This is a genomic window from Enterococcus sp. AZ109 (genome assembly GCF_051714625.1).
Taxonomy (GTDB): domain Bacteria; phylum Bacillota; class Bacilli; order Lactobacillales; family Enterococcaceae; genus Enterococcus_A.
Map to the genome: position 1 here is coordinate 1,450,622 of NZ_JBIOSF010000001.1, position 12,153 is coordinate 1,462,774.

Here is a 12,153-nt window from a genome sequence, read left to right on the forward strand (position 1 = left end):
AGGAGGGGTTCGATGATTCGAGTAACGATTTGCGATGATGAACAAAAACAGCGGAACGAATTGCGCAGAGTCGTTGAACGTTCGCTGCAATTAAAGGGGCTGGAGTATCAGCTGCAGGAATTTGAGAACGGCGAAGCCTTGCTAGCTGGACTTAGTGCTGTCAGTATTGACATCTTATTTATGGATATTGAAATGGGTCAATTGAACGGCATGGAAACCGCCCGATTGTTGCGGAAACACGCACCGGAGACGCTGCTGATTTTCGTGACTTCGCACCCTGATTATGTTTTCCAAGGCTATGAAGTGAAGGCCTTAAACTATATTTTGAAGCCTTACAAAGAACAAAAAATTCTGGAAGTGCTGGATTCAGCCCTGGCTGAACTGTCGGAAGAGGCCGAGCAATCCTTTTCAGTGAAGCATAAAGGCAGTCAAAAACGTCTGCTGCTGCGGGATATTCGCTACTTTTGGAGTGAGCGCCGGAAGATTCATGTGCAAACTGAAGAGGAGACTTTTACCTTTTACGGCAAGCTGAATGAGATCGAGGAGGAAATGCCCGAGTGCTTTATTCGCATCCACAACCGCTATTTGGTCAACATTAATTTTGTAGATGAAGTTAGTTCAGAGCATGTCTTATGTACCGGACAAATGCTGCCCTTAAGCCGGACCCATAAACAAACTTTGCAAGTCGCCTTTGCCAAACTACTATTGGAGTAACCTTATGTTTACACTTAAAACCCTTGCAACCATTTTAAATAATCTCGTCATTATTGTACCTACCTATTTCTTTTATCAAACTGTTTCCTGCTTTGCGCCAGTACGGAACCATCTTGTTCTCAAGCTGGTGGTTTATTTTATGCTGTATGGGGTAATGCTGACGGTCATTTTTCCTAAGGACATAGTTAATGTATTAGGGCTCCTGATCCTGTTTTCATTGACGGTTTTACTGGGCTTTAAGGGCTCGTATCAACGGAAGCTGGGAGCTATTTTTATTTTGCTGCCGCTGGTTATTTCCAGCAATTTTGTCTTTGAGGAGCTGGGCTTACGGATTTTCCATCTAACTAGCCAGACCCTGCTCATCGATGCCGGACTGCATCTCTTTTTTAATTTCTTGCGGATTCCTCTGTGGTATACCGTTTATCACCAGTTTAAAAAAAGGATAACCGATGCCAAGAAGGTGCTGGCTCCTTCCATGTGGAGCATTATTAATCTTGTTTCATTAGGACCGTTAGTGGGAATCATCTTTGTGGTCATTTTTGCACCCAACAATGATGGTTGGCAGACCTTTCCGGCGATGCTGGCCATTGCCCTCACTAGTATCGGCATTCAATATTTAACCGGTTATTTAACCGATTCGGTTAAAAAGGACCTGGAAAATAAAAACTTGCGGCTGCAGGAGGATTATTACACCCAACTGGAAAAAAACCAGCTGGAGGTTCGCAAGCTGAAGCATGATCTAAACAATCACTTAAGTGTGGTGGGAAATTATCTGGAGGGCAATCAGGTGGATCAAGCTAAGGAATATTTTGCCGATCTTTCCACCGTCTATACCGGTCAGACCCGCGCATTTTGTAAAAATTCACTGGTGAACAATGTGCTGAATTCCAAGTATCAGCTGGCTCTGCAAAATGAGATCGACTGCTTCTTTAACATCGACATCAGCGACTGGGTAGGTATTGATGACATCAGTCTATGTACCATTTTTGCCAATACTTTAGACAATGCCATCGAAGCAGCCGTGAAAATTCCAGAAGTCGCTCAGCGCAAGCTCTCCGTGAAGGCCCGCTACCACAAAGGCTACTTCAGCTATGAGATTGTCAACTCTACCGAAGAACGACTGGTGATGAACGATGGCAAAATCCTCACCACCAAGCCTGATAAAAAGAATCACGGCTTCGGTCTGGCCAACGTCCGGGAAATTGTAGAGAACTACGATGGCACCCTGGAGATTACTCAAACCGACGACGAATTTTCGCTGCTGGTTTTGATTGCGGATGTTTAATTTTCAAGTGATACTGCAACAAACCTACTTTTCTTGCAACAAAGCCAAATTTGATATTCCGGTTGTTTTTCCCGTGCTATAGTCAGTTTATAGAAAAACAACAAACAAATTTGGAGGAATCAAACATGAAAATACATCAAACAGCATTCACAAAATCCGTTTTAGGAGCTTTCGGTTGGTTGATGGGTATCTTCGTTTTAATAGAAAGAAAAAATCTTCGCTTCTCTTATGTGGCCGTTGCTTTAGCCAGTGCCGCTATCATCGCAGCCGTCTTCACGATCTTTTATCCTTGTATTTGGAACAATCCCAAGCTAAACCGTTTGAGCAAAGTCGCTGCCTCAGCCATTATCAATATCGCAGCCGGCTGTGTCATCATCGGCTTAGTCATTCCAGCAATGCTAACGTTAATCCTTCCATGGGTGCCAGGAATGTTAGCATTAAGCCTAGGATTGCACTTGATTGCATCGTATTTTGTTAGAGAAACTGCTTGCAAACTAAATCAGCCTCACTAAAGACTAGTGTATTGCTAGTCTTTTTTCATGTTCTCAATAACTTTAGAAACATTTTAGAATTGGTTGAGAGTTATCTGAAGAAGAAGGGGTAAAGTAGTAAATATAGTAAGTCAGCAAAACATAACGAAAAAATCAACCGACTGACAAACACAAAAAAGGAGCTGTAAATCATGGAAACCATCTTAACTGTTAATCGTTTAAATAAAAAGTACAAACAACAATTTGCTTTAAAAAATGTTTCACTAGAAATTTGCAAAGGGGAAATTTACGGCTTGATCGGACGAAACGGCGCTGGGAAAACCACGCTGCTAAAATCCATCACTCGCCTGATTGCACCAACAAATGGAACCATCGCTTTGTTCGGTTCTTCTACTGACAAGGAATGGACCAACGGCCTAAAACGGACCGGGGCTGTGATTGAGACACCTTCAGCTTACGATCAGCTGACTGCCAAACAAAACTTAACCTACTATTGTAAATTACGGGGCATCGTAAATGCCAAACAAGTCGTTGAAGAAACCTTGGAGCTGGTAGATTTGAAAGATACTGGCAAAAAGAAATACAAAAACTTCTCACTAGGGATGAAGCAAAAGCTGGGAATCGGGATTGCTATCCTGACTCGTCCAGATTTCTTAATCCTAGATGAGCCCATCAACGGCTTAGATCCAATCGCAATTGTAGAATTTCGTCGCTTAGTCAAACGCTTAAACGAAGAACGGGGCATGACGATTATCATTTCCAGTCATATCTTGACTGAGCTTTATTATGTTGCCACTCGCTTTGGCATTATCAATAACGGCCAGCTGGTTAAGGAAATTTCCAAGGAAGAATTCGATCAGATCAATGACGAGTACATCGTCCTGCAAACCAAACAAATCGCACAAGCCAGCCAGCTGCTGCAGGATAGCCTGCAATATGTCTTGAAGGTTGTCGATAACGACACCATGCATATTTTCGGCGATTCCAATCAAGTGAATCATATCGTTCAAGCTTTAGTGGAAGAACGGATTGGCATTGACGGCATTTATCACGCAAAACAAAACTTAGAGGATTATTTCACTGAATTAGTCGGTGGAAACAAGGAGGACATTCATCATGGTTAACACTATTCGAGCAGACTTTTATCGTTTATTTCATTCAAAAGGTTTTTACATCACACAATTTGTTTTAATTACCGTAGTCGTTTTATCCGTACTAACAGAAGGATTAGCAACAGTCGGCAGCAACAATGAAATGCTAAATAGCTTGCAGGATCAAGTCAAGCAAGCACAATGGTCCGGTGCTAATACGGTGGTCTCAATGTCCACCATGGCCAGTTTCTTAATCTATTTCTGTCTACCAATTTTTGTCATGACCATCGGCTATGACTTATCCCGCAAAACCCTAAAGAATCTGATCACATCAGGTGTATCCAGAGGGAAGTTTTTCTTCTCAAAATATGTTGTCTTCTTGGTTATGTCGCTGATGCAGTTTGTCTTTTATTACGGTAGCACCTTCATCTCTGCTTCTCTTAAAAGTGGTGTCGGCACATTTGGATCTGACTATTTTGAGAATTTGTTCCGAGCAATACTCATCCAGTTTATCTCTGTACAAGGGATCTTCGCCTTTGGCTTACTAGTATTGTTCCTAACCTTCTCCAATATTTCAGCGGTTCTGACGGTGGTTCTGCTGCCGGTTGTTATCTCGATCGTAAGTATCATTAACAATGAAGTGGAAGTCTTCCGTTACCTTAGCTTCCAGGGAAATATCGATGCAGCTTGGTTGAACGTTCCCGACTACTATTGGGTAAAAGTGGCGGTGACTTGTTTTGTGGTTATCTTCATTTGTTGCACCGTATCGGTGGCGACTTTTAGAAAAAGAGACATTTAGAAAAAATGATCGATTCCCGTTACGGAGTCGATCGTTTTTAGCCTCTGGCCAAACGCCAGCTGATCTCCAAGCAAAACTGCTGGCTCTGATACGCCATCGTCAAATAGCCTTGCGTCAGCTCCACTAGTTCCTTGGTAATATAAAGCCCTAACCCGGAAGACTTCTCAGTCTCTGACATGTTCTCCGAGTAGAACCGGCTGGTCAGCTTATCCAGATTCTTAATTTCTTGCTGACTCTGGTTTTGAATCTGCACGTAGACCCACTTATCATCGTTGGAAAGCTTCACCGATAGCTGCTTTTCCCCGTGCTTTAGAATATTGCTGAAAATATTTTGGAAGATTCGCTGTAATATCTCAGGATCGCTATCGATCAGCACGCCTTCTTCAATATCCACCTCAGCTTCAAAGTTTTGCTCCGTTAAGCTGCTGTAATAGTGAAGCAAATTCTCTTTCAAAATCAAAGAAAGATCTAACTGCTGGAATTGCGGCTGTACATTGGACTCCAACAAATCTTGATACTCCAGCAAAACTTCCACTCGCTGGGAAACAGTAGTTAGGTTCTTTTGGATTTTCGTCAGTTTCTCTTGTTGCTCTGGAACTTCCTTCAGTAAATTTTGAGTAAAACCACTAGCAATCGTCAATGGTGTCCGAATATCGTGGGTAATATTGTGAATCGCCAGATCTAAGGTATTCTTCTCCTGCTGGCTCATAATTCGAATCTCCTGCAACTCGTTAAAGACTTGATTCACCCCGTGGATCAAAGGGTTCAAAGCCACTTGATGCTCCGGATTGGTTAGCACTACATTAGTTTGACTGATTCGCTTTGCTTCAATCTCTTTTACCAACTTACGCAGGCTTAATCGCAAAGCCAAGTAGCGGTAAGCTAAAAAAAGTGCAGCTAGCATACTGAATATTGCTAGGTAAATCATTGATCACCTGCCAGCTTCACACCCACCGACCAGATTGTTTCGATATATTCATTCTCACTATCCAACTGATTGATTTTCTTCCGCAAATTACTTAGGTGAGTGTTCAAGGTATTGTCCCCGGGTAGATAACTTTCCTGCCAAACCTGCTCATACAATTGTTCTTTGGTAAAAATCTGTTTAGGTCGGCTCATTAAAGTCTTCAAAATATCAAATTCCTTTTTTCCTAAACGCAACGAATTCTCCGCAGAGTTAATGGTAAAGCTGTCTGCATCTAATCTAATGTTCTTATAGGTCAGCTTACTTTTTTCAGGCTCCACTGCCGACCGATTTCGCAGTTGTACCATAACACGAGCATGGACCTCATCCAAGTCAAAAGGTTTGGTAATATAATCATTGGCTCCATTCATCAAGTAATCACTGACAGTTTTCTTATCTCCCAGTGCCGTGATGATGATCACTGGCACACTGCTGGTTTGACGAATCTCTGCTAACACCTGATCCCCGCTTTTCCCCGGCAGCATAATATCCAGCAGCACCAAATCAATCGCCTCATAGCGAAACACCATCAAACCCTCCGTGCCGGAAAAAGCCGGAAACACCTCATGCTCCTCCCGCAATAAGCCTTGTAAAATTTCATTAATATCGCTATTGTCTTCTATAATTAAAATCTTAGACACCATACCACTCCTTTATTTCCAACCCTATTATACAGAAGGGAAAGATTAAAAAATAGAGAGAATCCAAAAGAAAAAATTTAATCAAGATTCGGATAAAAATTTTGTTATGACTGGCTTGATATATCATGAACTTTTATCAATCAAGTAAAATAAAAAACTCTGCTATTACAAAAGAAGCCTGATTCAGGATGAAAATCCCAAACCAAGCTACTTCATTTTAACAGCATTTCGTAAGTAAAACTGCGCATAGATCCCTGCAATAAAGCAATGGCGGCACCGCCAAGAGCAACCCCCACAGCTAGCATGATCCAGGCATTCAAAAGAAATAACCCTGTAAACTGACCAATCATAAAAACAACCAACGGCAAGATTAGGAAAGCCGATTTCTGCTGCGCTTCCTCCATCGTCTGCGATTTGGCTGAGCCTTTGACAATCAGCGTGATGGAAATCAAGGTAATCGCTGGCACTAGTAGAACTAAGACGAACAACCAGGTCAGCTCCACCGACAACAAAGTTCCTTTGAAGAAAAAGACTTCCAGTTGAACGGTTAGCAGCATGATCAAAAAAGAAACGCCAGTAATTACTAGACTCATTAGTAACGACGAATAAACCTTCGCTTGAAAAATTTGTTTCACAGTTAGTGGTGAATAAAAAAGTGTTTCCAGCGTATTCTTTTCCTTTTCACCGACAAATGAACTAGCTGCCATCACCGATGAGGTCATAATCGGTATCATCAAGAAAAATATCGGCAGGATCGAAGTAAAAATCAATTGGACAATACTGACAGCAACGTCTCCTGTCTTTAATTCCTCCGGCAGCATAGTCAACAACTGCTCAAAATCCCGTGAACTATCTGGTGCCAGCAAGGAAATTAGGATAAATATACTAGGAAGTACCACAGAAAATAGGAGCGGCATCAGCAAGAGCATATAAAAATAGCGTTTATTCGCAATAATTCCTTGCACGTCTTTTTTAACGATGGCTTTTTGCTTAGAATTAATCATAATCCGCTCCTCCTTCTTCTAACAACGCAAAGTATATTTCTTCCAGTGAAAGTTGTTTAGCGGTTACGCCGTAGATATCAGAACCGGATTGGACAATTTTTCGTACTAATTCAGGAATTTCTTGTATATCTGACAGGGTAAATTGAAAGCGTCCGTTACCCATTAGCTTAGATGGCAAGCCTGAGGTGATTTTATTGGCTTTGATTTCTACTATTAAACCTTTAGAAACTCGTTGACGTAAACTTTCCAGTGTCCCGGTTGCTAACAATTTCCCCTGATCCATCAAGCCATAACTGGTGCAGATTTCTTGAGCGTAACGTAGCTGGTGAGTGCATAGGAAGATGGTAACACCTTGGTTCTTGGCTAAATCTTGAATCAGTTGATTTACGTTTAAGACACTTTCAGGGTCTAAGCCACTGGTAGGTTCATCCAAAAAAAGAACTTTTGGCTGATGAATCATCGCTCGTGCCAAAGATAACCGCTGACGCATCCCAGTAGAATAAGAAGTCAATTTCCGATCCGCTGCATAGCTTAATTCCAACCGATCCAATAAGTCCATTCCTCGCCTGCGACTGTCTTCTTTAGACAGACCAAAGACTTCTCCATAGAACAGCAGATTCTCCATACCAGTTAACTGGTCATACATCGCTGCACGTTCAGTCAACACACCTGCGAATTGATGAATTAACGCCGGATCTTTGGTAGGGTCTTTTCCGAAAACGTGCATTTGTCCAGAAGTCGGCTGCAGCATACCATTTAGCAGTTTAATGGTAGTCGTTTTCCCCGCTCCGTTTGGGCCTAAAAAACCGAAGACTTCCCCCTCCTTGATGGAGAGTGTCACATCGCTAACAGCTAATTGATTGGTGCCAAATTTTTTGGTTAGGTGTTCTATCTCCACAGCTTTCATAGTAATCTTCCTTTGCATTATAGTTGTTACTATTAAGTGTATCATGTCTGTGATAGGATATGAAATAGAGTGATAGTTGACTTTGTCGCATGTTGGTTGATTTTATATACAAAGCTATTTTGGGATAAAAGAAAAACCCCCTGAATAAGTATTCAGGGATTGGCGCTAGGCTCACAAAAAAATCTTATTGCTCTGCTAGATTATTTCGCTGCTCCGTAATAATCTAGGATTTTACATTGGAAATCAGCCAATTCCATCAATTTCACTTCATAAGGAACTGCGCCTTCGTCTAGCATAAAGTTCAAAAAGAAAAGTAACAGATAGTCTTGCTTATGAGCTGGTTGAAATTCTAAGTTGAAGATAGCGAACAACCCGGTGAACTGGTCATCGAAAATCCCATTTAAATAGTGTTCATAATAGCTGCGATTATCATGGACATCCAACTCATTCCACATGAATTTGAAGAAATCGAATAGAAAAAAATATTCCCCCGCAGTATCCCAGTCAATGTACCAAACTTGGTCATCTGATTTTGCTAACAGCAGATTGTCAGTCCACAAGTCTCCGTGGAGTGGCAAAAACGGGAATTCCATCTCAAGAAACCTGGAATCAATCCGGTTTAACAAATCCTCAAAATCCGGTTTATGACTCGCATTTGTGCTGGTAGTTAACAATTCATTAATTGAACGGAATACAACCGTTGCTTGTTTGTTCGTGAAATAATTCCGGTAATCCCGATAAATGGTGCTTAGGATAAGAGTGTCATCTTGCTCCCTTTTACTACGAAACTCAATCAATTCCTCAGTTAATATGTATTTTTCTACGTCATGGCTCAACAATTTTGGCATCTGGAAAAATGGTGAAAAGGTTTTGTAATGCTGGAATTTTTGTTGGTAATGTTCTTTGGCGCTACAAAGAATCAATACCTGTTTATCTGAAAAAATTTTGATGTCGCCATTGCTGCAAAACCACAGAATTCTTCCTGGGAATTTTTTAGGTGAATCGTCTTTAATTATAATCGGCTGTGCTCGATCGATTGTATTGCTGTCATACATTCCAGCAACAATGGGATGATTTTTTTCTGTTGGTTGAAAGGCGACGCGAGCTTCCTGATTATCCATCATATATTCGCCAGCTTCTAGATAAGGACTTACTTCTTCTATTTTAGTACGTTTAGCTAAATAGTTCATTGGCTGCCCTCCTATGGTATGTCTTTAAGAATATTATATATCAAACAGGACAAGTAGACTGCTAATCCAGCAATTTCCCCCAAAGATAATCCCCAGATACAGCTAAAAATCCGGCTTTAGGAGTATGTTTTTCCGCCAAAAAATTGCTATGCTATAGGAGTAGTAAACATTAGTTAAAAAAGGGGATAAATAAAATGGAAAAGAAACAATATGTATGTGAAAAATGTGGGAATCAACATTATGAAATGGACCAATTCCAGGCAACGGGTGGGAACTTTGCCAAAATCTTTGATGTGCAAAACAAAAAATTCTATACTATCAGCTGCTCCCAATGCGGCTTTACAGAAATGTATAAAGGTCAGACATCTGAAGGCTGGAATATCTTTGATTTCTTGATGAATGGCTAATTCAAAACCCGCTCAATGTAATATTGAGCGGGTTTGGTTTGTCTTCTATTCAAACTCTTCGTATTCGTTGGGGTCTTGTCCATCAACACGACCGTCTGGTTTGTTCAATTGGTTAATTGAAGCAATTTCATCTTCAGTTAAGTGGAAGTCAAAAACATCTAGATTATCTCGTTGATGCTGCGGATTGCTGGATTTTACAACCGGTAAAATCCCACGGTCCAAATGCCAACGTACAACAATTTGACCGGGTGTCTTATCGTATTTTTCCGCTAGTTTTTGCAGGACATCTTCTTCTAATGACACAGTGCCCCTACCTAAAGGACTCCAAGCTTCGGTAACGATGCCGCGTTTTTTATTTTCAGCCAAACGTTCCTCTTGGACCCAATAAGGATGAATTTCAATTTGATTAACAGCAGGAGTGACACCTGTTTCTTTGATAATGCGGTCCAGATGGTCTGGTTCAAAGTTGGATACACCAATTGAACGGATCAAGCCCATTTTTTGTGCTGTAATCAAGGCTTCCCAAGCTTCCACGTAATGATCGCGTTTTGGTAATGGCCAATGAATCAAGTACAAGTCGAAATACTCTAAGCCCATACGACGCAGTGATTCTTGAATCATTAGTAACGCATCATCATATTTGTGGTATTTCCCTGGTAATTTTGAAGTAACAAAAAGATCGGCACGCGGTACACCCGAGCGTCGAATAGCTTCTCCCACGATCCCTTCATTATCATAATTAGTTGATGAGTCAATCAGACGATAACCATTTTGAATGGCAGTAACAATCTTATCCATGCCCTTGTCCCCACGGATTGCGACTGTTCCCAAACCTAAAGTTGGTAAAATGTGTCCGTCATTTAATGTTTTTGTTGGTATTGTCATTCATTATTCCTCCTTACATCCTTCTATTTTTCACCTTACCACGATTCTGGTAATACGTTAAATTTACTGTTTGTAGACGTCTAAAAAACAGACTACTTTTATTAAGCAGTCTGCTCATTTTCTATATAGCTATAGCGATTGGTTTAAATCCATCTAGGCCTACGATGATAAAAGGGGCATCTTTTTTGATTACATCGCTATTGCTTTTCAGACGAATCTTCTTGCCACCTACTACACCTGTTCCTTTATATGATATATCCGAGACAGCTACTCCGATTTCCCAGAGCAGTCTTTGCTCTTTACGGTCACGAAATACCGCGATAATGTAGCGCTGTATCGTCAAAAGAACGGCAATCAGTCCAATCCAGAAAAGCTTGAACTGAAACGACCCGGTGATTGGGAAAATCGCAATGGCTAGAATCAGCCCGCTGTTTGACAGTCCGCCGCCGTCCCAATTTTCCGCCCAGGCGTAAAACAAATCAGAGTCGGTGTATTTTTCAATGAAGGAAAGGAAAAAGCCGCTGGCAGCGAGAATACCGAAAATGGCATACAGGATAAAATCAGGTGCAGAAGCGCCGGTTCGACCATAGCCGAAAGCATAAGGCACTAGGTTGATTAAGGAGGCACAGAGCAGAAAGTAGCCGGTCATGCGCCACTCAATTCCCCGTCGATGGATTTTGTTTAATTGCCGGCCGGTGCTGACAGGATTGCCTAGCTGCTGCAGGACTTCGGTTAATGCAGCCTCTTCACTTAGGCCGCGTTTCATTAACGCTTCTTTGTGATCCTCAATGTGATCAGCGTATTCTTGGAGAATTTCTTTGAGAGCGCTGGTGACACTGATTTGTTTGGATAGTTTTTTTAAGTAGTCTTTAGTGTCCATAGCTGACACCTCCAATGATGCCGGAAACCGTCTGGGAGTAGGTCTCCCATTCTTGTACTTTATCTGCTAGAAAAACGCGTCCGCTGGATGTGAGTTGGTAGTATTTGCGCTTTTTACCGTTGACTTCGGTTTCGTAGCTAGTGAGATGCCCCGCCTTCACTAGCTGGTGGAGTAAGGGATAGAGAGTGCCGGTTTTTAGTTCGAATACATTTTCCGAGCGTCGAGCCAAGGTTTCGATCATTTCGTAGCCGTACATGTCTTTGTCTGCCAACAAACTCAAAAGTAACAACGTGGTACTGCCTGACACAAGTCCTTTATCAATCATCTGGATCACCTCTTTTTATAGGTAGATTATCTACTTATGTCAATGTGGTGGGAAGCTTAAACGCTAAAAAAGCACAGCTTTTTTCAGCCGTGCTTTCTGTGTATTTATTTTGCTCCTAAACTTTCCAATTGTTTCAAGGTGCCATCCAAATTGTTGGAATGCCAGTTTTTAGTTCCCCAGAAATTCTCCACTGAAACAGCCCCGCTATATCTAAAGATTGATAATTCTTTTTGTTGAGCCATCAGATCCACATTTCCATCTTCTAATTTAAGAGAAATCAGATAGTTAAAGCCTGATTCTTCAACCTTCACTGATTGGATCGTGCTGATGGGGATTTTCAAAGGTTCTTGTTGCTCCTTCACCATTCCAGTCCAGCTTATTGGTGCTAAAACTACATCTTCTTCACAAATCTGCAATACATAATAAGGTTCTGCTTTAATTAAAAAACGGGCGACTTTTTCGCTTAAGTTTGGTGCGGCATATTGTACAACGATACAGCTGTCATCCAGCGGCTCCACGCCTAATTTTCTTAATGATTCCAATACTTTTGTCACTTTTGCCATGATTAAT

Annotated in this window: 15 protein-coding genes; 6 read left to right on the forward strand and 9 right to left on the reverse strand. The window is 41.4% G+C overall.

Annotated elements, in window-relative coordinates; genetic code table 11:
* Positions 1-12 precede the first annotated feature (12 nt).
* The 5 genes from IGI42_RS06860 to IGI42_RS06880 all read left to right on the forward strand — a co-directional run bounded on the left by IGI42_RS06860 (position 13) and on the right by IGI42_RS06880 (position 4,380).
* Positions 13-714 carry a LytR/AlgR family response regulator transcription factor gene (locus IGI42_RS06860; protein ID WP_438715085.1) on the forward strand — a complete coding sequence of 234 codons (702 nt, stop codon included), beginning with the start codon at positions 13-15 and terminating at the stop codon, positions 712-714.
* Positions 715-718: 4 nt separating this feature from the next.
* Complete coding sequence (locus tag IGI42_RS06865) at positions 719-1,999, forward strand: GHKL domain-containing protein (RefSeq protein ID WP_438715086.1); 1,281 nt, start codon at positions 719-721, stop codon at positions 1,997-1,999.
* 125 nt (positions 2,000-2,124) lie between these two features.
* Positions 2,125-2,511, forward strand: coding sequence for a hypothetical protein (locus tag IGI42_RS06870; protein ID WP_438715087.1), 387 nt, complete (start codon positions 2,125-2,127; stop codon positions 2,509-2,511).
* Between the two features lie 170 nt (positions 2,512-2,681).
* The gene (locus IGI42_RS06875) at positions 2,682-3,614 is read left to right on the forward strand and encodes an ABC transporter ATP-binding protein (RefSeq protein ID WP_438715088.1); all 933 of its coding nucleotides are present in this window, start codon (positions 2,682-2,684) and stop codon (positions 3,612-3,614) included.
* Positions 3,607-4,380, forward strand: coding sequence for an ABC transporter permease (locus IGI42_RS06880; RefSeq protein WP_438715089.1), 774 nt, complete (start codon positions 3,607-3,609; stop codon positions 4,378-4,380). Before IGI42_RS06875 ends, IGI42_RS06880 begins: the two co-directional genes overlap by 8 nt.
* A gap of 37 nt (positions 4,381-4,417) precedes the next feature.
* On the opposite strand, the gene IGI42_RS06885 is transcribed toward IGI42_RS06880, so the two are convergent.
* From IGI42_RS06885 to IGI42_RS06905, 5 genes are all read right to left on the reverse strand, one after another.
* Positions 4,418-5,308, reverse strand: a complete 891-nt coding sequence (locus tag IGI42_RS06885; RefSeq protein WP_438715090.1) for a sensor histidine kinase — start codon at positions 5,306-5,308, stop codon at positions 4,418-4,420.
* On the reverse strand, positions 5,305-5,985 hold the full coding sequence (locus IGI42_RS06890; protein ID WP_438715091.1) for a response regulator transcription factor: 681 nt from the start codon (positions 5,983-5,985) through the stop codon (positions 5,305-5,307). The genes IGI42_RS06885 and IGI42_RS06890 overlap by 4 nt, the downstream gene beginning before the upstream one ends.
* A gap of 212 nt (positions 5,986-6,197) precedes the next feature.
* Positions 6,198-6,989: an ABC transporter permease gene (locus tag IGI42_RS06895; protein ID WP_438715092.1), complete on the reverse strand. Its 792-nt coding sequence runs from the start codon at positions 6,987-6,989 to the stop codon at positions 6,198-6,200.
* Entirely contained in the window at positions 6,982-7,896 is a 915-nt protein-coding gene (locus tag IGI42_RS06900; protein WP_438715093.1) for an ABC transporter ATP-binding protein, read from the reverse strand. The genes IGI42_RS06895 and IGI42_RS06900 overlap by 8 nt, the downstream gene beginning before the upstream one ends.
* A 200-nt stretch (positions 7,897-8,096) precedes the next feature.
* On the reverse strand, positions 8,097-9,086 hold the full coding sequence (locus IGI42_RS06905; RefSeq protein ID WP_438715094.1) for a phosphotransferase: 990 nt from the start codon (positions 9,084-9,086) through the stop codon (positions 8,097-8,099).
* A gap of 194 nt (positions 9,087-9,280) precedes the next feature.
* Between IGI42_RS06905 and IGI42_RS06910 the strand changes: the two genes are divergently transcribed.
* On the forward strand, positions 9,281-9,493 hold the full coding sequence (locus IGI42_RS06910) for a zinc ribbon domain-containing protein (protein WP_438715095.1): 213 nt from the start codon (positions 9,281-9,283) through the stop codon (positions 9,491-9,493).
* Between the two features lie 45 nt (positions 9,494-9,538).
* Here IGI42_RS06910 and IGI42_RS06915 read toward each other — a convergent pair whose 3' ends face one another.
* The 4 genes from IGI42_RS06915 to IGI42_RS06930 all read right to left on the reverse strand — a co-directional run bounded on the left by IGI42_RS06915 (position 9,539) and on the right by IGI42_RS06930 (position 12,146).
* Positions 9,539-10,378 carry an aldo/keto reductase gene (locus IGI42_RS06915; protein WP_438715097.1) on the reverse strand — a complete coding sequence of 280 codons (840 nt, stop codon included), beginning with the start codon at positions 10,376-10,378 and terminating at the stop codon, positions 9,539-9,541.
* A 121-nt stretch (positions 10,379-10,499) separates the two neighbouring features.
* A complete protein-coding gene (locus tag IGI42_RS06920; RefSeq protein ID WP_438715098.1) occupies positions 10,500-11,258 on the reverse strand; it encodes a permease prefix domain 1-containing protein in 759 nt (252 codons plus the stop codon).
* The gene (locus tag IGI42_RS06925; protein ID WP_438715099.1) at positions 11,248-11,547 is read right to left on the reverse strand and encodes a PadR family transcriptional regulator; all 300 of its coding nucleotides are present in this window, start codon (positions 11,545-11,547) and stop codon (positions 11,248-11,250) included. The genes IGI42_RS06920 and IGI42_RS06925 overlap by 11 nt, the downstream gene beginning before the upstream one ends.
* Positions 11,548-11,687: 140 nt before the next feature.
* Complete coding sequence (locus tag IGI42_RS06930) at positions 11,688-12,146, reverse strand: hypothetical protein (protein ID WP_438715100.1); 459 nt, start codon at positions 12,144-12,146, stop codon at positions 11,688-11,690.
* Between the last annotated feature and the right edge of the window lie 7 nt (positions 12,147-12,153).

Coding starts and splice junctions, on each gene's coding strand:
- IGI42_RS06860 (WP_438715085.1), top strand. CDS start 13: ATGATTCGAGTAACGATTTGCGATGATGAACAAAAACAGCGGAACGAA.
- IGI42_RS06865 (WP_438715086.1), top strand. CDS start 719: ATGTTTACACTTAAAACCCTTGCAACCATTTTAAATAATCTCGTCATT.
- IGI42_RS06870 (WP_438715087.1), top strand. CDS start 2,125: ATGAAAATACATCAAACAGCATTCACAAAATCCGTTTTAGGAGCTTTC.
- IGI42_RS06875 (WP_438715088.1), top strand. CDS start 2,682: ATGGAAACCATCTTAACTGTTAATCGTTTAAATAAAAAGTACAAACAA.
- IGI42_RS06880 (WP_438715089.1), top strand. CDS start 3,607: ATGGTTAACACTATTCGAGCAGACTTTTATCGTTTATTTCATTCAAAA.
- IGI42_RS06885 (WP_438715090.1), bottom strand. CDS start 5,308: ATGATTTACCTAGCAATATTCAGTATGCTAGCTGCACTTTTTTTAGCT.
- IGI42_RS06895 (WP_438715092.1), bottom strand. CDS start 6,989: ATGATTAATTCTAAGCAAAAAGCCATCGTTAAAAAAGACGTGCAAGGA.
- IGI42_RS06900 (WP_438715093.1), bottom strand. CDS start 7,896: ATGAAAGCTGTGGAGATAGAACACCTAACCAAAAAATTTGGCACCAAT.
- IGI42_RS06905 (WP_438715094.1), bottom strand. CDS start 9,086: ATGAACTATTTAGCTAAACGTACTAAAATAGAAGAAGTAAGTCCTTAT.
- IGI42_RS06910 (WP_438715095.1), top strand. CDS start 9,281: ATGGAAAAGAAACAATATGTATGTGAAAAATGTGGGAATCAACATTAT.
- IGI42_RS06915 (WP_438715097.1), bottom strand. CDS start 10,378: ATGACAATACCAACAAAAACATTAAATGACGGACACATTTTACCAACT.
- IGI42_RS06920 (WP_438715098.1), bottom strand. CDS start 11,258: ATGGACACTAAAGACTACTTAAAAAAACTATCCAAACAAATCAGTGTC.
- IGI42_RS06930 (WP_438715100.1), bottom strand. CDS start 12,146: ATGGCAAAAGTGACAAAAGTATTGGAATCATTAAGAAAATTAGGCGTG.